The following is an 18,705-nucleotide window of genomic DNA, read 5'->3' on the forward strand; positions in this document are numbered from 1 at the left end:
GTGCACGTCCGCGAGCTCGCCAACGGCTCGCCGAAGCCGATCGCGCTCCCTCGTCAGCGTTCGTCGATCTTGGCCACGAGCTTGCGCAGCATCGTGGTGTTGCGGCTGGTGCTGAGGTCGCCGACGACTCGCCACTTCTTCTGGCTCACGGTGGTCGCCGACGACAGCCCGTGCATGAGCCAGTGCACGTCGCGACCCTCGACCAGCAGCGTGTCGTAGTCGTTCGAACAGGCCTCGAGCTCCCTGGCGGCCGCCTCCCGAGGGGCGGCCTGGAGGAAGGTGATGAAGTAGGTGTCGCCGTCGGCCAGGGTGAATGGTTCGCGGGCGAGGATCTTGCGGATCTCCGCCGCAGTGCGGACGAAGGTGGTGATCTCGAATCCGAACTCCTCCTCGAGCGCCGCGCCGATCGTCGCCTCGAGGCTCGCTCGGGGCCCGGACCCGTCGAAGACCAGGTTGCCGCTGTTGATGTAGGACCAGACGTCGGTGAACCCGAGCCGTTCGAGGACGGAGACCGCGGTGGCCATCGGCACCCGACGCTTGCCGACGTTCACCGCTCGGAGGAATGCGATCTGGGTGGTCACGCCGTGATGATCCCACGCCTCATCCGTCCTGGGACGGGCCGACCGGGCGAGGAGCACCGGCGGCCCTCGGGGCGGGGTCGGTAGGGTGCGGGGATGCCCAGCGACTTCGCCCTGAAGGCCATGAACGCGGTGCACCGGGTGGTGCGGACGGTCACGTTCGGCAAGGTGGGGAACAACCTGCTGGGCATGCCGGTGCTCGAGCTCACCACGAAGGGCCGCAAGTCCGGCCAGCCCCGGTCGGTGATGCTCACCGCGCCGGTGGTCGAGGGCGACACCGTCGTGATCGTGGCCTCCCGGGGCGGCGACGACACCCACCCCGCCTGGTTCCTCAACCTGCGCGACGACCCCGACGTGCAGGTGGCGTTGGAGGGAGGTCCGGCCAAGCCCTACCGCGCCGAGATCGCCGACGCCGAGACCCGCGCCCGCCTGTGGCCGAAGATCACGGCCGACCACGACAACTACGCCGGCTACCAGACGAAGACCGACCGCGAGATCCCGGTCGTCCTGCTCCACCCCGCCGGCTGAACGACCGCCCGACCCCGGCTCGGGGTGCCGGTCCGTTCAGGGCGGCGGCGGCGCCGGCGGGTAGCTGCTCGGGGGAGACGGTCCGGGTGGGGCGCTGCCAGGCGGTGCCGTGCCCATCGGAGACGGGTGGGCCGCCGCCGCCTGGAACGCGGCCTGGTTGCGTCGGCGCTTGCGGCTGCTGGAGCGGAGCCCGGTGACGATCAGGAGCACCACGGCGGCGAGGAACACGGGCACGGCCAGCAGGACGAGGAGGAGGCCCTCGAGGCCGAACTCGTCGGGCTCGACCACCAGGCGCTGGGTGCCGAGCGGCGCGTCGGACTCCACCTGGTAGGTGCCGACCTCGTCCGCCTCGAAGGTCCACACCGTGACCGTGATCTCGTCGTTGATGCGCAGCACGCCGGCGTCGCCGTTGTCGAGGGCCAGACGGTCCCCACCGCCCGGCGGGCGCACCACGGGCTCACCCTCGAGGGCCAGCAGGCTCGGATCGCAGATGGTGTCGGTCGTCGTCCGGCGATCGGACCCGGTGCCGGTCTGGCGGCGCTCGATCCGGCACACCCCCGTCTCGGTGAAGCGGTCCGACTGGTACCGGATGCGGTAGGTGCCGGTCTCCTCGACGAGGATCGATCCCCGCCCGGGCACGTCGAACGTGGACGCCTCGTCCGGGGTGTTCGCGCCGATGAACTGAGCGCAGCCGCCGATGCCCAGGCCGCACGCGGCGATGAACAGCAGCGCGCACAGGACCCACCAGAGCTTCGAGACCCGACGCGGGGCCTCGACCGGGAGGCCGGCGGGGTCGGGCGAGGCGAAGGGCTGGCTCATCGCCGTCCGACGCTAATCGCGACGCTCGTGGCCCTTGGTGAGGCGTTCACGGTGCGCTCCCCGGGCCGAAACGTCCCGGCAACGCGTGCTGCCTACGTTCGATCCGACGGAGGGGAGACCTCGTGGTGGACGTGACGGCAGACCCCATCGACATCGACCCCACCCTCATGGCGCCGGTCAACGCCCACGTGATCGTCCTGTTCGGGGCCAGCGGGGACCTGGCCAGGCGCAAGCTGCTTCCCGGCTTGTTCCACCTCTACCTCGAGGGTCTCGTCCCCGAGGTCCGCATCATCGGCACTTCCCTCGACGACCTCGACACGGAGGCGTTCCGCAAGGTCGCCCGGATGGCCTGCGACGAGTTCAGCCACCGCAGCTTCAGCACCGAGGAGTGGGAGGCCTTCGAGGACAAGGTCAGCTTCGTCGGCCAAGGGGACGGCCCGACCGCCCTCGGCGACGCGGTACGCGACGCCGAGCACCGGCTCGGCGGGCCGTGCCGGCGCCTGCACTACCTGAGCGTCCCGCCCAGCGCCGCCCGGGCGGTGGTCGCCACCCTGGGCGAGGCAGGCCTCGTGGACCGCTCGCGGATCATCATGGAGAAGCCCTTCGGGACCGACCTCGAGAGCTCGCGAGCGCTGAACTGGGCCTTGCACGCCACCTTCGACGAGGACCAGATCTTCCGCATCGACCACTTCCTCGGCAAGGAGGCGGCGCAGAACATCCTCGCCTTCCGGTTCGCCAACGGCCTCTTCGAGCCCATCTGGAACCGGTCCCACATCGACCACGTCCAGATCGACGTCCCCGAGACCCTCGGCCTCGGCCAGCGCTCGGCGTTCTACGAGTCGACCGGGGCCTACCGAGACATGGTCGTGACCCACCTCTTCCAGGTGCTGGCCTTCGTCGCCATGGAGCCGCCGACTGCGCTCGAGCCCCACGCCATCAGCGAGGAGAAGAACAAGGTCTTCCGCTCGATGGGACCCATCACGCCGGACCACGTGGTGCGGGGCCAGTACCAGGGCTACCGGGACGAACCCGGGGTGAGCCCGGAGTCCGAGACCGAGACCTTCATCGCCCTCCAGTGCGAGATCGACAACTGGCGGTGGGCGGGGGTGCCCTTCTACCTGCGCACCGGCAAGCGCCTGGCCGAGGGCCAGCGCATCATCTCGATCGCCTTCCGTGAGCCTCCGCGGAGCATGTTCCCGGCAGGGTCCGGCGTCGGCGCCCACGGCCCCGACCACCTCACCTTCGACCTCGCCGACGCCCCGAAGCTCTCGCTCTCGTTCTACGGCAAGCGCCCCGGCCCCGGCATGAAGCTCGACAAGCTGAGCCTCCAGTTCTCGCTGCACGGGACCGGTCACCAGGGCGACGTGCTCGAGGCCTACGAGCGTCTGATCTACGACGCCATCATCGGCGACCGCACGCTGTTCACCAGCGCCGACGGCATCGAGCGCCTGTGGGAGATCTCCAAGCCGTTGCTGGAGAGCCCCCCACCCGTGCGGCCCTACGCCCCGGGGTCGTGGGGCCCCAACGCCATCCATCAGCTCATCGCCCCCTACGCCTGGCGCCTCCCGTTCGAGCGCCCTTGGCGGGAGAACGGCTGAGGCCGCCCCGCCCACGATCCCCCAGCCCCGCCGTCGGGGCGCCGGCGCCGTTTCGGGGCGGCGTCGGCCCCCGGCGCCGGCGGTCGGGTGGGGTCGGTAGGTCGGAGGGCGCAGGCGTGCGTCATCTCCGGTCCGCGTCCGCTCAGGAGGGGGCGCCGGCCCAGCGGTCGAAGCGGGGGCGGACGTCGGACGACGGCGTGGGCAGCCCGGTGGCGGCGAAGGCGCGGCGTACGGCCCTCTCGTAGGCGGCGCCGGGGTCATCGAGCCAGACGAGGTGGTGGTTGGCCTCGAGCAGCACGAACCCGTGGAAGGCCGCCCAGACGCCGGCGCGGGCCTCGTCCGAGTCGTCGACCTGGGACTTCGGTGCGCTGGACAGCTCGGCGACCGCGTCCGTGAGCGGGCGGAAGACCTCGACCTGGGCGTCGATGGTGGGGCCGCCCTCGGGGGCGGCATAGCCAGGAAGCTGGTCGGTGAAGACGAGGTTCAGCTCGTTGGGGTGGTCGAGGCCCCAGCGGCGGTAGGCGAGGGTGACCGCCAGGGCCCGATCGATTGCCGGGTCGTCGGCGAAGTGCGCGGCGGCCGCAGAGGTCGCCTCGGCCAGTCGCCCATAGCTGGCCAGCAGCAGCATGGTGAGCACGGCGTCGAGCCCGTCGAAGTAGGTGTAGAGCGACGCCGGCCCGATGCCCACCTCCCGGGCGATCGCCCGCATCGACACGTTGGCGGCGCCGCCCTCGTCGAGCAGGCGTCGGGCGGCAGCCTCGATGTCCGCCAGAAGCTGACGGCGCTGCTGTGCCCGCCGCCCCCCGGCCGGCGGTGACGTGCCCACGTCGTCCATGTGACCGATGTTACTCGAACGACCCTTGCTTTCCGAACATTGTTCGAGAATAGTGAGAGCACAAAGCCGAACAGCGTTCGGGAACCTCACCTCAGGAGTCCCCATGAGCCCCCATCCCACCCACGTCGTGCTCGGTGCCGGACCCGTCGGGCGGGCGGTCGTCGCGTCGCTCGTCGCCCGGGGCATCCACCCGGTCGTCGTCACCCGTTCGGGGGCGAGCGTGCCCGGCGCTCGCAGCCGCATCGCCGATGTCAGCGACCCGGCCCAGGTGGCTGAAGCGGTGGCCGGTGCCGACGTGGTGTTCCAATGCGCCCAGCCCGAGTACCACCGCTGGCCCGAGGAGTTCCCGGCTCTCCAGGCGGGGATCGTGGACGCCGCCGCGGCGGCCGGGGCACTGCTGGTGGTCGCCGAGAACCTCTACGGCTACGGGCCGCACGACGGGCCCCTCACCGAGGGCCTGCCCCTCGCCGCCACCACCCGCAAGGGCGCCGTGCGCGCCCGGATGTGGCGGGACCTCGAGGCGGCCCACGAGGCCGGGCGCCTCCGGGTCGTCGCCGGTCGGGCCTCCGACTTCTTCGGTCCCGGGGTCGAGGGCTCGGCCGTGGGGGAGCGGTTCTTCGGCCCGCTCGCGGCGGGCAAGGCCGCCGAGATCGCGGGCGACCCCGATCGCCTCCACACCTACACCTACGTCGGAGACTTCGGCGAGGCGCTCGTCCGCCTGTCCGAGACGCCGGCCACGTGGGGCCGGGCCTGGCACGTGCCGAACGCCCCGACCGGAACCACCCGCACCCTCGCCGAGCAGGCCGCGCTCCTCGCGGGTACCACGCCCCGCCTGCGCACCTTCGCCCGGTGGCAGCTCCGCCTCGTCGGCCTGTTCGTGCCACCGGTTCGCGAGACGGTCGAGATGCTCTACGAGTTCGAGCACGACTTCGTGGTCGACCACTCGGCCTACGCCGCCCACTGCGGGGACCACGCCACGCCCCTGGCGGAGTCGCTCGCCGTCACGGTCGCAGCCGAACGCGGAACGGCCACGACGAGAAGTGGTCGCGTGGTTGGATGACGTCGACGGACGACGAGCGACGATGGGTGGCGACATGGCACGGGTGCTGATCACGGGGTGTTCGACGGGTATCGGGCGGGCGACCGCCGTGGAGCTCACCACCCGGGGTCACGAGGTGGTGGCGACCGCTCGCCGCGTCGAGGCCCTCGAGGGCCTCGACGTCGCCGCCACCCTGACGCTCGACGTCGACGACGACGCCTCGGTGGCCGCCGCGGTGGCCGCGGCCGGGGACCTCGACGTCCTGGTGAACAACGCCGGCTGGGAGGCCGGCGGGCCCGTCGAGCGGGTGCCCCTCGAACGGGTGCGGGCCATGTTCGAGACCAACGTCTTCGGGGTGGCGCGCATGGTGCAGGCCGTCGCGCCCCATCTGCGGGCGAAAGGTGCCGGCACGATCGTGAACGTCTCGTCGATGGCCGGCCGGGTCGCCGCGCCGCTCAACGCCTACTACTCGGCCTCGAAGTTCGCGGTCGAGGCCCTCTCCGAGAGCCTGCACTACGAGCTCGGGCACTTCGGGATCCGGGTCGTCATCGTCGAGCCCGGCAACATCGCCACGAACTTCGGCGACAACGTCCAGCGCTTCGGCGAGGACACCGCCCCCTACGACGAGCTCCGGCGCCAGTGGGATGCCGCCTCCGAGGTGCTGGGTGGCGGCGGCGACGTCCCCGGACCCGAGCTGGTGGCCACCGCCATCGCCGATGCCGTCGAGGCCGCCGACCCACCGTTGCGGATCCCGGTCGGCCCCGATGCAGAGATGATCGCGGCAGTGCGGTCCAGCAGCGATGACGCCGTGTTCGAGGCCACGATGCGGGCCACGCTCGGCCTCAGCTGGTAGCGAACCGAACGCCGGCCTCGCTCAGCGAACCGACCTTCGGCCCTTCCGCCACACGGCGACCGGGAGGACGATCCAGGTGTCGTCAAGGCACCTGGGACTCCGCGAGAGGAGGTCGGGGCGATGCGCCGGGATCACCGAGCCGTTCGCTCACCGCAAGCGGCGCTCCTCGGTGGTGGCCTGGTCCTCGTCCTCGTGGCCGCACTCGTCCTGCCGGCGGGACCGCTGGCCCGGGCGCTGGACACGGGCACACCCGAAGTGGCCATCAGCGCCGCGTCTGCGTCGCTGGTGTTCGCCTGTGACACCGGATCGGTGCCCATGACCGTGGAGGCTCTGCTCGAGCCGGGTGAGGTGGTCGACGGCGGCACGGTGACGGTCACCTGGGCGCTCGGCACGCCGGCGGCCGACGAGCTGGGACTCGGTGACCGGATCGCCGTCTCCTTCCCGGTTCCTGCGGAGGTGTCCACCGTGCCCGCAGTCGACGTGGTGGCGAGTGGCGTCGACGGCACGGCATGGTCCACCGGGGGCGGACGACTGACCGTCGACCTCAGCCTGGTCGAGGAGTCCACCTCGGTCGGGGCGACCGTGATGGCGTCGATGGACCTGAGCCCAGGGCTGGCCCCCACCGTGGTGTCCTTCGGTGCCCCGGAGGAGCTGGTGGTCGGCGGCGCCGCGGTCGGCGGCGACCAACGGTGCGCGCCGGAGGTTCCGGTGCCCTCGCTGGTGCGTGTGGCCGTGGTCCCGGCGACCCCGCCCACCACGGACACGACGACGCCCACCACGAGCACCACGACGCCGACCACGCCGACGACCCGACCGTGGTCGGCGGTGACGTCCACGACGCGGCCGAGTGACCCCGCCGCCGGGGGCGATGCCCCGTCGCCACCGCCCCTCGACCCCGTCGACATCCCCGCGCTGCCGCCGCCACCGGACCCGATGGCCGCCAGCCAGGTGGTGACCGGCGGCGTGGGAGGCGCCGCGGCCCGCCTCGACCGCGCCAGCGTGGACCTCACGGCCTCGACCCGGGAGTTGGAGGCGATGGAGCAGCAGGCGGCCGCGCTCGAGCGACGGGAGCGCCACCTCGCGGCCGAGCGCCGCCGGCTGGCCGCCAAGGTCGACCACCACCGAGACGAGGCGGAGCGCCTCGCGGCGGCCGCGTACGTGGCCGCCGTCGACGCGTACGTGAGCCTGGCGGCCACCAGCGACGACGTGATCGTGCTCGGCACCGCGCTCGAGCAGGGCACCTCGACCTACCTGCGGCTGCTCGCGCGCCAGGCCGACGTGGACGCCCAGCTCCGGTCGGTGGCCGCCCGTCGGTCCGACGGGTGGGAGTCGCTCGATCGGGCCGAGGCCCGCACCCGGACCCTGCGATCCCGGGTGGCGGATGGCGAGCAACTGCTCACCGCCTTCGATCTCGGCGCCGACGTCGCGGTGACGGGGTTCCGCTTCCCGGTGGGGGGGCCCACGGACTTCAGCGACACGTGGCACGCACCCCGCTCAGGGGGGCGGCTCCACCAGGGCACGGACCTGTTCGCTGCGGAGGGGACGCCGCTGCGTTCGGTCGAGCGCGGGGTCCTCGCCCGGGTCGGCCACGACACCTTGGGTGGGACCAAGCTCTGGCTCGTCGGTGAGAGCGGGACGCAGTACTACTACGCCCACCTCAGCGGGTTCGCCCCGGGGGTCACCGACGGGTTGGTCGTCGATGCCGGCGCCGTGATCGGGTACGTCGGCCACACCGGCAACGCCCGGACGACGCCACCGCACCTGCACTTCGAGGTCCACCCGGGAGGCGGTCCGGCCATCGACGCGTACCCGATGCTCCGGGCCGCGGGCTCGACGGTGCGCGACCCCGTGGAGGACCCCTCCTCCGACGGGACCGCACCGTCGGCCTCGTCGACCACGACGACCACCGCCACGACCGCGGCGACGTCGTCGACCGCGAGCTCGACCGTCACACCCGGACCGACGGGTCCGGCGAGCGCCCGGCCCGAGGTAGCCGCCGGTTGGGGGGATGCCGGGCAGTTGGTCGAAGGGCTGGCCCGTCCCACCGCCGTCGCATCGGCCCCGGACGGCACGGTCCTGGTCGCCGATCCCGGAGCCGACCTCATCGTCGTGCTCGACGCCGACGGGTCGATCATCCGGTCGTGGGGTGGGGCCGGGAGCACCGACGGCCGTCTCCACGAGCCGCGCGGTCTGGCCGTGGGTCCGGACGGCACCGTCTACGTCGCCGACACAGGCAACGCCCGGATCCAGCGCTTCACCGGCGAGGGCGAGCTGCTCGCGTCGTGGGACGGCGCCGACACCCCGGAGGGGCCGATGGCCCGACCGGTGGCCGTCGCAGTCGACGGCGACCAGGTGTACGTCCTGGACTCGCTGAACAGCGAGGTGCGGGTGTTCGACCCCGACGGCGAGCCCGTGCGGACCTGGGGCGGGTTCGGCGACGATCCCGGACGCTTCGCCGATCCGGTCGGCATCGCCGTCGGGCCCGACGGCGACCTGTACGTGGCCGATCGCTTCAACGGGAGGGTGCAGCGTCTCACTCCGCAGGGCGAGCCGGTGGCGCAATGGAGCGAAGGCCTGCGCCGACCTGCCGCCGTCGCGGTCACCGCCGAGGGCCTGCTGATCGTCGCCGACCGGGCGGAAGGGTCCGTGCTGCAGTACGACGCCGGTGGCCACCTGCGGGCGTCCTGGGGCCGTGCGCAGCTCGAGCGTCCCGAGGCGCTCGTCGTCGATCAGACAGGACGACTCCTCGTCGCCGACTCAGGATCTGGCCGCCTGCTGGCCTTCCGATGGAACGTCGGCTCCCGCGATCGAGACCCTGCGTCCCGGTGACGAGACGCCTTCCTCCCAGTCAGTAGGATGAGTCGTTCCGGGACGGGGGTCTCGGGCGGGAGGAGGCGAAATCCATTGGGCATCTCACGACGCACGTTCCTCGCCGGGAGTGCCGGCGCGGCCGCGCTGGCGGCGCTCGGCGTCTCCGCGTGCGGCTCGTCCGACGAAGGCGGCACCGTCGACCAGTCGACCGCGACGCTGCCCGACCCGAGCGATGCCCCCTTCGACACCGTCGTGGTGCTGATGATGGAGAACCGGTCGTTCGACCACATGGTGGGGTGGCTGCCCGGCGCCGACGGCAAGCAGGCCGGGCTGAGCTACGTCGACCAGAAGGGCGACTCGCACGACACGTACCGACTCGCCCCCGACTGGCAGGGCTGCGACATGCAGGACCCCTTCCACATCTGGCAGGCGATGAAGTCGCACTACAACGACGGCGCCTGCGACGGGTTCCTGAAGACCCAGCCCAACGGCGACCTCTTCCCCATCGGCTACTACGAGGCCGAGGACCTGCCCATCCTCGCCGCCCTGATGCAGGGCTACACCGCCTTCGACAAGTACTTCGCGTCGATGCTGGGCCCCACGTGGCCCAACCGGCTCTACCAGCTCTGCGCCACCACCGACCTGGACGAGACCCTCGACTACCCCGCCCCGGGAGAGCCCCGGCCGGTGAACCTCGACCTCGCCATCTTCGACCGGGTCAAGGACGCCGGGCTGACCGCGGGCTACTACTACTTCGGTGAGCCGATGACGGGTCTGTTCGCCAGTCAGCGCTACGACGACATCTCGCACCGCATCGAGAAGTTCTTCCACGATGCCGAGGCGGGGACGCTGCCCAACGTCGTGTTCGTGGACCCGGACTACACGGCGCACGCAGAGTTCAACGGCACGTCCAACGACTACCACCCCTACGGCAGCGTCCAGGTGGCCGAGGCCTTCGTGGCCAAGGTGCACGATGCCCTCGCCAACAGCCCCCACTGGGACAAGCTCGTGTTCGTCCTCAACTTCGACGAGAGCGGCGGCTTCTACGACCACGTCCCGCCGCCCCGGGTCGAGGACCACACGGTGCTCCCGGGGACGGGCCCCAAGCCCGACCTCAAGCGCCTCGGCTTCCGCGTGCCTGCGGTCGTGATGGGCCCCTTCGCCAAGCAGCGCCTCGACCAGACCGGCCCCTACGAGCACAGCTCGGTGCTGAAGATGATCGAGTGGCGCTGGGACCTCGAGCCCATGACGGTGCGCGATCGCAAGGCCAAGAACCTCGCCGACGCGCTCGACTTCTCCATCAAGCGCGACCCCATCACCCTCCCGGACTTCACCCCCGAGCCCGCCAAGATCTGCCGCAACCCGAACCACGTGGCCTGAGGGCGCCCGGGCCACGCGGCTATCGGGGGAGGAGGACGGGTAGGGGCCGCGCGTGTCGCGTCCGGACCCCTCCGCCGACCTTCTCGCCCTCCATGGGGTGCGCCAGCGCTTCGGGGACCGGGTCGTACTGGACGGGGTCGACCTCGAGGTGCCCGCCGGCCAGGTGATCGGCCTGCTCGGACCCAACGGTGCCGGCAAGACCACGCTCATGCGGGTGCTGTTCGGCGTCCTGCCCCCCGACGAGGGGGCGGTGACGTGGCGGGGTCGGCCCGCCACCGCGGTGGATCGGCAGCGTTGGGGCTACATGCCCCAGGAGCGCGGGATCTATCGCGACATGCGCGTGCTGGACCTCCTGACGTGGATCGCCCGCCTCCACGGGCTGTCGCGCGCCTCGGGCCGGTCCCGGGCAGCAGCCCTCCTCGAGCGGCTCGGGCTCGGCGACCGGGGTCTCGACACCGTCCAGGACCTGTCCGGCGGCATGGCGCAGCGGGTCCAGCTCGCGGCCGCGATGGTCCACGAGCCCGAGGTGCTGGTGTTGGACGAGCCCTTCGCCGGCCTCGACCCGGGCGCCGTCGACTTCCTCTCCGACGTGATCCTCGACCACGTGCGCGCCGGACGGCACCTCCTCTTCTCCAGCCACCAGCTCGATCTGGTCGAGGGGCTGTGCGACGTGATCACCATGATCCACCACGGCCGCACCGTGCTCCACGGACGCGTCACGGACCTGAAGGCAGAGAGCCCGGACCGGTTCCTGCGAGTGGACGTCGCCGTCGAGCCATCATGGGCCGCCGGCACGGGTGCCACGGTCGAGACCACCGATGCATCCGGCTCACGGCTGCGGCTGGCGCCCGGCAGCTCGGCCGTCGAGGTGCTCGACCTGATCCGCCACAAGGCGACGGTGAGCGATTTCGGCGTCGAGTCCCCGACCCTGTCCGAGCTCTTCCTCGACGCGGCGGGCGACGGTGCACTCGACGACGACGCACCCGATGCCGGCGGCGACGACGGGTGGGGGCGGGCGGGCGGTGAGGGGCCCCGGCGACAGCCCGTGGCGGCACGATGAGCCGGCCCCGGGCGACCCTCCTGGTCGCCGGCCGTGAGGTTCGTGAAGCCCTGCGCCGCAAGGGCACCTGGGTCGTGATCGGTGTCTTCTTCTTCGGCTCCTTGGCGGTGATGGTCCTGCCCGCGGTCCTCGCCGGTGACGACCGGACCACCTACGACGTGGTGCTGGTGGGCCCGTCGCCCGGCGTGGAAGGGGCCCTGGAACGTCTCCAGGGTGACCTCGACGCGGACATCGACGTGAGCCACGTACGCACCGTGGGCGCCGCTCGTGATCGCGTGGAAGCCGAGGGCGCCGACGTCGCGGTGGTCCCCGCCAGTGGCGGGGAGACGCCCTCGATCATCGTCCGGTCCGGGGAGAACGACGCACTGGTCGGCGCGGCCCGCCAGGCCCTAGCCGGCGCGGCGCTGGCGAACCGGCTGGGTGAGGCCGGCCTGTCCGACCCGGAGGTGGCCGACGTGCTGCGTGCCCCGGAGGTGCGCGTCGACGACGTCGACCAGGGGTCCGACGCACGGCGGGTCGCCTCGTTCGCCATCTCGCTCGTCCTCTACCTGTTGTTGTTCTCGTTGATGATGCAGGTGGCCAACGGGGTGGCGATCGAGAAGGCGAGCCGTATCAGCGAGGTCCTCCTGGCCATCGTCCGGCCCGGGGCCCTGCTCTACGGCAAGGTGCTCGGGGTGGCCGCGACCGGCGCCATCGGGCTCGTCATCGGATCCATCCCGATCACCGTGAAGCAGGTCACCGGCGGCGACGTCCCTGACGGCCTCGGCGGCGCGCTCCTGGCGGGCGCGGCGTGGTTCGGGCTCGGTTCGATCCTCTACCTGTCGCTGGCCGGCTCGCTGGCCGCGCTCGTCGAGCGGCCAGAGGAGGCGGGGTCGGTCCTCAGCCCGTTGATGGCGGCGTTGATCGGGACCTTCATCGCGGCGCAGAGCGGTGTCGACACGCCGCTCGGCACGGTGCTGGCCTACGTCCCGCTGACCTCGCCGGTGATGGAGCCGGCCCGGATCGCCACGGGGGTCTCGAGCCCGGTCGAGATCGCCGTCTCGCTTCTCCTGCTGGCGGCGTCGGTGGTGGCCGTCGTGCGCTTCGGATCGGTGGTGTTCGGTCGGGCGGTGGTGCGGACCGGGCGCCGACTGAAGCTCCGTGAGGTGCTGGCGGACGGGTGAACCCGAGCGGGCGTCGTCGAACGGTCAGGTGCCGATCGAGACCGACGTGACCGATCCCTGACGTTCGGCCGCCGGTAGTCCGGACCAGTCGGTGGTGTCGCGCGGCCCTGCGGCCGGCGCCACCGTGACCGGGATGCCGGTGAGGTGGGCCATGCCCGACGCCGGGTCGACGCCGTCGACCCCGTCGGCGGCCAGCAGGTTCACGTTCACGCCGCGGGTCTGCGAGGCCACCGACAGGCCGGTGGCGTGTTGGTGTCCCCAGCCATGGGGGAGCGCCACCGTCCCGGGGAGCAGGTCCTCCAGGAGGCGCACCGGGACCCGCACGGTCCCCGTCGCCGAGGTGACGTCGGCGACCGCGCCCTCGTCGAGGTCGAGGCGGGCCGCGTCGTCGGGGTGGACGTACAGGTGGTTCGTGTCGCCGTCGGGGCCGCTGACCATGCCGGGGTGGTTGTGGGTCCACGAGTTGTGGGTCTTGGTGCGTCGCTTGGTGATGAGCTTGAGCGTTCCGTCGGCGGCGCGTACCTGCTCGGCGGCGAAGTCCGCCTCGAGCCGGTCGGCCCGCTCGACCAGGCGCTCGGGCGCGAGGTGCACCCGCTTGTCCCCGGTGACGATGCGCCCGCCGTCGCCGAGGAAGGTCCCGGCCTCGTGGCCGGCGCGGGCGAGGCCGTGGGGATGGGCGAGGAGCTTGGCGAAGCTCGGCTGCCGCGTGAGGCGGAGCAGCCAGGTCAGCAGGGCCTCCTGGGGCACCCGGCGTCCGGCGGTCGGGTCGACCTTGCGGCGCTTGCGGGTGTGCCGGTCGGTGGCCCGCTCCAGCGCCCGCTGGGCCACCTTCGACCCGAAGAGCCCGACCCCGCACGCCTTCGCCAGGTCGAGGTAGATGGTGGCCTCGTCGCGCTGCTCGCCCACCGTGTCCACGAGGGCCTCGGTGGCCTGGAGGTAGGGCCGGGACTGAAGGCCGAGCATCAGGGGGAAGATGAAAGGCAGGTCCGGCCGCTGCATCGGGTCGGTGGCGGGCAGGGTGAAGTGGGCCAGCGAGCCCGTCTCGTTGCGGTAGATGTCGACGGTCACCAGCAGGTCGAGGGACTCGAAGGCCTCGCGCAGCCGGCCGGCGTTGGCCATGGTGATCAACGGGTTCCCACCGGTCACGAACAGGGCCCGGACCTGGCGGTCGCCGGGGGTGAGGATCTCGTCGGCGAGGATCCCGCCCGGGTAGGCGTCGTTGACCTTGCGGAAGCCTCCGATGCGCGACGTGTCGTCCTTCATGAGGGTGCCGGTGCGGAGACCGAACTTGGCGAAGTCCATGACCCCCTTGCCCACCAGCGTGCCGCCGGGGCGGTCGAGGTTGCCCGAGACCGCGTTGATGACCTCCTGGAGCCAGAAGGCCAGCACGCCGTTGGTGCCCATGTTCACGCCGGTCGAGCTGTAGAGCGCGGCGCCGTCGGCCCCGCGGTAGGCGGCCACGAGGTCACGCAGCACTTCGGGTGTGATCCCCGTGACCTCCTCGGTGCGTTCGGGCGACCAGGGCGCCACCAGCTGCTCCACCTCGTCGAAGCCCGTGGTGTGGGCGGCCACCCGCTCGGCGTCCACGCCCCCGGCGGCCAGCAGCTCGTGGAGGAACGAGAGGTAGAAGAACACGTCGGTGTCGGGCCGGATGAAGACGTGGTCGGTCGCCACCCGCGCCGTCTCGGTGCGCCGGGGGTCGACCACGATCACCCGGCCGCCGCGGGCCTCGATCTCGCGGAGGCGCTTGGTGGGGTCGGGCACCTGGAGGAAGCTCCATTTCGACACCACCGGGTTGGCCCCGACGATGATCAGGCACTCGGTGCGGTCGACGTCGGGGAAGGGCTGGGTGAACGGGTAGCCGTACACCTCGCGGGCCGCGGCGAACTTGTTGGCGCAGTCCTGGGTGGCGCTGGCGTACATCGAGGTCGACCCCAGGCCGTCCATGAACCCTTGGGCGAACACCGGGTGGAGCACCCCAAAGCCGGCGGCGGTGCCGACGTACATGGCCACCGAATCGGGGCCGTGCTCGTCGACGATGGCCCGCACCCGCCGGCCGATCTCGGCGTTGGCGTGGTCCCAGCCCACCTGCTGCCACCTGTCGCCGGTGCGCTCCATGGGGTGGGTGAGCCGGTCGGGTGACGTGTACATCTCGTGCTGGCGGATGCCCTTGATGCACGCGAACCCCCCGGTGGCCACGTGCTCGTCGTCCGGGCGGATCTTCGTGATGGCCCCGTCCTCGACGGTGACCTCGAGCCCGCAGAGGGACTCGCAGATTCGACAGAACGTGTGGTGGGTCTCGGCGGCGCCCCCCGGGCCCCCCGTGGCGATGTCGGTCACCCCTGTGCTCCTGCTCGTCGGCTGCGGTCAGGGTAGACAGGGGTGATGGGCGACACGGGATCGAGCGGGGCGGGTGTGTACGTCGGGCCGAAGCGGGCGTTGTCCCGCCGGGCGTCGTTCGGCGTCGTGGCGATCGCCTACCTGCTCGCCCTCGTCGCCGGCGTGGTGTCCGGGGCGGTCGACGACGGCTCGCCCTACCTGGCCGTCGCCGCCGGGATGTTCGCCGGGACCGTGGTGATCTTCGTGTTCAGCCGCGCCGTGAACAACACGTCCATGTTCGACGCCTACTGGAGCCTCGCCCCGCCCGTCGTGGCCGTCTACCTGGTGGTCGTCGCCGAGCCGGACGTGCCCGTGGTTCGCCAGGCGCTCGTGCTGCTGGTCGTGTTCGCGTGGGCCATCCGCCTGACCTCGAACTGGGCCCGCGGCTGGCCGGGCCTCGACCACGAGGACTGGCGCTACACCGCCATGCGCACCAACGGCCACCCGTACTGGGTGCAGAGCTTCTTCGGTTTGCACCTCGTGCCCACGATCGAGGTGTACGTCGGCTGCCTGCCGCTCGTGCCGGCGCTGGCCGTCGGCACCCGGTCGCTCGGCGACGAGCAGTTGCGACGCTTCAACCGAACGAAGTCCCCGGGCGACATCTGCGACGTCGGCCTCTGGTCCTGGTCCCGGCACCCCAACTACTTCGGCGAGCTCTGCTTCTGGTGGTCGCTGTTCCTGTTCGGCCTGGCCGCCGCCCCCGGCTACTGGTGGACCGTGCTCGGGGCGGTGTCGATCACGATCATGTTCGCGGCGGCGTCCATCCCCATGCTCGAGAAGCGCAGCGCCGAGCGCCGGCCGGCCTGGGAGGCCTACCGGCGCCGCACCTCGGTCCTCGTCCCCCGTCCGCCCCGGTCGTCGGCACCCTCCTGAGCGCGGTGCGGTCCGGAAGGGTCAGGCGCGGCCGAGGATGCGGGTGACCTGGACCTCGATGGCCACCCGGTCGTTGCGGGGGCGCGGGGCCTGGTAGCGCTCGCCGTAGCGGCGCTCGGCCTCTGCCACCCGCGCCTCCTCATCGGTGACGACCGCCGTGCCTTCCAGGCTGAGCCAGCGACCGCCGTCGATCTGGGTGACCGCCACCCGCGGCTCGCCGCTGATGTTCCTGGCCTTGCGCGACGAGCGGGCGGTGATGATGCGCACGAGGTGGGCGTCGGCGTCGTAGGTGAAGCCGACGGGTACGACGTGGGGCGAACCGTCGGGGCGCAAGGTGGTGAGGGTGGCCAGGTGGCGTTCGGCCAGGAAGGCCAGCACGTCGGGTCCAGGGGCGTCGGGAGCGATGGCCATCGCCGGCCGAACCTACCGGCGACGGGGCCCGGCTTCCCGATCCGGCACGGTCTCGGCCAAGATCGGGGGATGGACGACGGGCACGGCGCGTCCGACGCGCCCGGCGAGCACCACCACCCCGAGGGCACCGCGCCCTTCCTCCCCGACGCGTGGTGGGGGATGAGCCTCCTGCGTCGCCGCGAGGTCGCCATCGCGATCGTGGTCCTGTTCGTGCTCGTCGCCGGCGTCATCGGCTACCTCGTGCTCGACGACGACGACGGCAGCGGGTCGCAGGACGCGGCGGCCGAGGGCGCAGCGGCGGCGGGTCCGGCGGCGGCCCCCTCCACGAGCGCGGCGCCGGGCGCCACCACGTCGACGACCGTCGCCAACGCCGAGGCGGACAGCTACGTGGCGTCGATGTCGCCGCAGCGGGTGGAATCGTTCAACTCGATCGCGATGTGCGAGTCGAGTGGCGACTGGTCGGCCGATACGGGGAACGGCTTCTACGGGGGGCTCCAGTTCACCCTCGACTCCTGGCAGATGGAGGGGGGCACCGGGAACCCGGCGGACGCCACCCAGAACGAGCAGATCATGCGGGCCAGCATGTTGCAGGCCGACCAGGGCTGGGTCGCCTGGCCCCAGTGCGCCGCGCAGCTCGGCCTGACCTGAGCGCCCGCCTGCGGGCGGCTCCGTAGGATCGGGCCATGCGCGCCGTGCTGTCCATCGAAACCGGAGGGCCCGACACCCTCGCCCTCACCGACGTCCCCTCCCCCGAGGCCGGCCCGGGCGAGGTGGTGGTGGACGTCGAGGCGGTCGCGGTCAACTACCCCGACGTGTTGATCATCGAGGACCTCTACCAGTTCAAGCCGCGCCGGCCCTTCGCACCGGGCGCGGAGGTGGCCGGGACGGTGTCGTCGGTCGGCGACGGCGTGACCACCCCCGCGGTGGGCGACCGTGTCCTCGCGGTCCCCGGCTTCGGCGGCATGGTCGAGCAGCTCGCGGTGAAGGCCGACGCCTGCATCCCCATCCCGGACTCGATGCCCGCGGACGACGCCGCCGCGTTCGTCATGGCCTACGGAACGAGCCACTACGCACTCAAGGACCGCGCCCACGCCCGACCGGGCGAGTCCCTGTTCGTGCTCGGTGCCGCCGGCGGCGTCGGTCTCGCCGCGGTGCAGCTCGGCAAAGCGATGGGGCTCCGGGTGATCGCCGGGTGCAGCTCGCAGGAGAAGGTGGACCTGTGCCTGGCCAACGGTGCCGACGCCGGCATCGTCTATCCACGCCAGCCGCTCGAGCGGGCGCAGCAGAAGGCGCTGGCCGACGAGATCAAGGCCGCCGGCGGTGGGGGCGTCGACATCGTCTACGACGCGGTGGGCGGCGACTACGCCGAGCCCGCGGTGCGCGCCCTCAACTGGGAGGGCCGCTTCCTCGTGGTCGGCTTCCCCGCCGGCATCCCGGCGCTCCCCCTCAACCTCACCCTCCTGAAGTCGTGCCAGATCGTCGGCGTGTTCTGGGGTGCGTTCGTGATGAGCCAGCCCGAGGCCAACGCCGCCAACCTGGCCGAGCTCTTCGCCCTCTACGACGAGGGGAAGATCAAGCCGCACATCTCCGCGAGGTTCCCCCTCGAGCGCGCCGCCGACGCCATCACCGAGCTGGCCGAGCGGCGCGCCGAGGGCAAGGTCGTCGTCACCGTTCCCTGAGCCCCCAGCTGGTGGCCGGGCTCAGCCTCGGCCCGCCATGTCGGCGAACGCGGCCTCGATCCGGGCGTCGATGTCGGGGACGTCGGCCCGCACCCGGTCGCGCACGTCGGTCAGGCAGGCGGTCAGGGCCACGGTGAGCGGGTGGTCGGGCAGGCGCCGGCGGAACAGCTGGGCCAGCGCCTCGTAGTACCAGAGCTGGTACTCGGCCCGCTGCTCGTTGAACTTGGCCCAGGTCTCGGGGCCGGCGTCGCGGTAGTCGGCCAGGAACGACCGGGCGTTGTGGAGCTTGTCGGCCACGGAGACCTCGAGCACCTCGTCCGGCTCGTCGGCCAGCTTGGCGACATAGGCGGGCTTGCGGTCCAGCCACGGCACCTTCGTGATGTCGTCGGTGGTGTCCACGAGGCTGTCGGACAAGGCGGCGACCAGTTCGGCCACGTGGGGGTCGACCTCGACGGCGATCCGATCGAGCGTCGCCCGGCCCCCGGCGTCCTCGGCGGCGTCGTGCAGGTACGCGGCGGCGACCTGGGCGTCGGTGCCGCCCGCGGCGCGCACCAGGTGGGCCACGGGGTCGAGGTGACCCTCCACATAGGAGGTGCCGGTGCCCTTGCGCACCTGGCCGGCGTGCAGCTCCAGGGCGAGGGAGCGGGCCCGAGCCGGGAGATCGTGGCTGGTGGCGTCGGAGGACGGATCGTTCACGGT

Annotated in this window: 17 protein-coding genes; 11 read left to right on the forward strand and 6 right to left on the reverse strand. The window is 72.2% G+C overall.

Annotated features, from left to right (window positions below):
* Nucleotides 1-53: 53 nt before the first annotated feature.
* On the reverse strand, nt 54-581 hold the full coding sequence (locus JNK12_10160) for a DUF1697 domain-containing protein (protein MBL8776287.1): 528 nt from the start codon (nt 579-581) through the stop codon (nt 54-56).
* 93 nt (nt 582-674) lie between these two features.
* Between JNK12_10160 and JNK12_10165 the strand changes: the two genes are divergently transcribed.
* Nucleotides 675-1,106, forward strand: a complete 432-nt coding sequence (locus tag JNK12_10165; GenBank protein MBL8776288.1) for a nitroreductase family deazaflavin-dependent oxidoreductase — start codon at nt 675-677, stop codon at nt 1,104-1,106.
* A gap of 36 nt (nt 1,107-1,142) precedes the next feature.
* On the opposite strand, the gene JNK12_10170 is transcribed toward JNK12_10165, so the two are convergent.
* Nucleotides 1,143-1,925 carry a hypothetical protein gene (locus JNK12_10170; GenBank protein MBL8776289.1) on the reverse strand — a complete coding sequence of 261 codons (783 nt, stop codon included), beginning with the start codon at nt 1,923-1,925 and terminating at the stop codon, nt 1,143-1,145.
* Between the two features lie 122 nt (nt 1,926-2,047).
* Between JNK12_10170 and zwf the strand changes: the two genes are divergently transcribed.
* The gene (gene zwf, locus JNK12_10175; GenBank protein MBL8776290.1) at nt 2,048-3,523 is read left to right on the forward strand and encodes a glucose-6-phosphate dehydrogenase; all 1,476 of its coding nucleotides are present in this window, start codon (nt 2,048-2,050) and stop codon (nt 3,521-3,523) included.
* Between the two features lie 142 nt (nt 3,524-3,665).
* Here the strand turns inward: zwf and JNK12_10180 are convergent, their stop codons facing one another.
* On the reverse strand, nt 3,666-4,358 hold the full coding sequence (locus tag JNK12_10180) for a TetR/AcrR family transcriptional regulator (protein MBL8776291.1): 693 nt from the start codon (nt 4,356-4,358) through the stop codon (nt 3,666-3,668).
* Between the two features lie 103 nt (nt 4,359-4,461).
* Between JNK12_10180 and JNK12_10185 the strand changes: the two genes are divergently transcribed.
* The 6 genes from JNK12_10185 to JNK12_10210 all read left to right on the forward strand — a co-directional run bounded on the left by JNK12_10185 (nt 4,462) and on the right by JNK12_10210 (nt 12,664).
* Nucleotides 4,462-5,418 (forward strand): NAD-dependent epimerase/dehydratase family protein, encoded by a 957-nt coding sequence (locus tag JNK12_10185; GenBank protein MBL8776292.1) that lies wholly within the window; start codon nt 4,462-4,464, stop codon nt 5,416-5,418.
* Between the two features lie 34 nt (nt 5,419-5,452).
* On the forward strand, nt 5,453-6,250 hold the full coding sequence (locus tag JNK12_10190; GenBank protein MBL8776293.1) for an SDR family oxidoreductase: 798 nt from the start codon (nt 5,453-5,455) through the stop codon (nt 6,248-6,250).
* A 120-nt stretch (nt 6,251-6,370) separates the two neighbouring features.
* Nucleotides 6,371-9,079, forward strand: coding sequence for a peptidoglycan DD-metalloendopeptidase family protein (locus JNK12_10195; GenBank protein ID MBL8776294.1), 2,709 nt, complete (start codon nt 6,371-6,373; stop codon nt 9,077-9,079).
* 75 nt (nt 9,080-9,154) lie between these two features.
* Complete coding sequence (locus JNK12_10200) at nt 9,155-10,441, forward strand: twin-arginine translocation signal domain-containing protein (GenBank protein ID MBL8776295.1); 1,287 nt, start codon at nt 9,155-9,157, stop codon at nt 10,439-10,441.
* 52 nt (nt 10,442-10,493) lie between these two features.
* The gene (locus JNK12_10205) at nt 10,494-11,501 is read left to right on the forward strand and encodes an ATP-binding cassette domain-containing protein (GenBank protein ID MBL8776296.1); all 1,008 of its coding nucleotides are present in this window, start codon (nt 10,494-10,496) and stop codon (nt 11,499-11,501) included.
* The gene (locus tag JNK12_10210; protein MBL8776297.1) at nt 11,498-12,664 is read left to right on the forward strand and encodes an ABC transporter permease; all 1,167 of its coding nucleotides are present in this window, start codon (nt 11,498-11,500) and stop codon (nt 12,662-12,664) included. The genes JNK12_10205 and JNK12_10210 overlap by 4 nt, the downstream gene beginning before the upstream one ends.
* A 24-nt stretch (nt 12,665-12,688) precedes the next feature.
* Here JNK12_10210 and JNK12_10215 read toward each other — a convergent pair whose 3' ends face one another.
* On the reverse strand, nt 12,689-15,004 hold the full coding sequence (locus tag JNK12_10215; protein ID MBL8776298.1) for a molybdopterin-dependent oxidoreductase: 2,316 nt from the start codon (nt 15,002-15,004) through the stop codon (nt 12,689-12,691).
* 45 nt (nt 15,005-15,049) lie between these two features.
* Between JNK12_10215 and JNK12_10220 the strand changes: the two genes are divergently transcribed.
* Nucleotides 15,050-15,916 carry a DUF1295 domain-containing protein gene (locus JNK12_10220; GenBank protein ID MBL8776299.1) on the forward strand — a complete coding sequence of 289 codons (867 nt, stop codon included), beginning with the start codon at nt 15,050-15,052 and terminating at the stop codon, nt 15,914-15,916.
* A 21-nt stretch (nt 15,917-15,937) separates the two neighbouring features.
* Here JNK12_10220 and JNK12_10225 read toward each other — a convergent pair whose 3' ends face one another.
* On the reverse strand, nt 15,938-16,327 hold the full coding sequence (locus JNK12_10225; protein MBL8776300.1) for a PPOX class F420-dependent oxidoreductase: 390 nt from the start codon (nt 16,325-16,327) through the stop codon (nt 15,938-15,940).
* A 69-nt stretch (nt 16,328-16,396) separates the two neighbouring features.
* Here JNK12_10225 and JNK12_10230 point away from each other — a divergent pair, with 69 nt between their 5' ends.
* Both JNK12_10230 and JNK12_10235 read left to right on the forward strand, forming a co-directional pair.
* Nucleotides 16,397-16,975, forward strand: a complete 579-nt coding sequence (locus JNK12_10230) for a transglycosylase family protein (protein MBL8776301.1) — start codon at nt 16,397-16,399, stop codon at nt 16,973-16,975.
* Nucleotides 16,976-17,010: 35 nt separating this feature from the next.
* On the forward strand, nt 17,011-18,006 hold the full coding sequence (locus tag JNK12_10235) for an NADPH:quinone oxidoreductase family protein (protein MBL8776302.1): 996 nt from the start codon (nt 17,011-17,013) through the stop codon (nt 18,004-18,006).
* Nucleotides 18,007-18,027: 21 nt separating this feature from the next.
* Here the strand turns inward: JNK12_10235 and JNK12_10240 are convergent, their stop codons facing one another.
* Nucleotides 18,028-18,702 carry an HD domain-containing protein gene (locus JNK12_10240; GenBank protein MBL8776303.1) on the reverse strand — a complete coding sequence of 225 codons (675 nt, stop codon included), beginning with the start codon at nt 18,700-18,702 and terminating at the stop codon, nt 18,028-18,030.
* Nucleotides 18,703-18,705 lie beyond the last annotated feature (3 nt).

Source organism: Acidimicrobiales bacterium, assembly GCA_016794585.1.
Lineage (GTDB): Bacteria > Actinomycetota > Acidimicrobiia > Acidimicrobiales > DATDAH01 > JAEUJM01.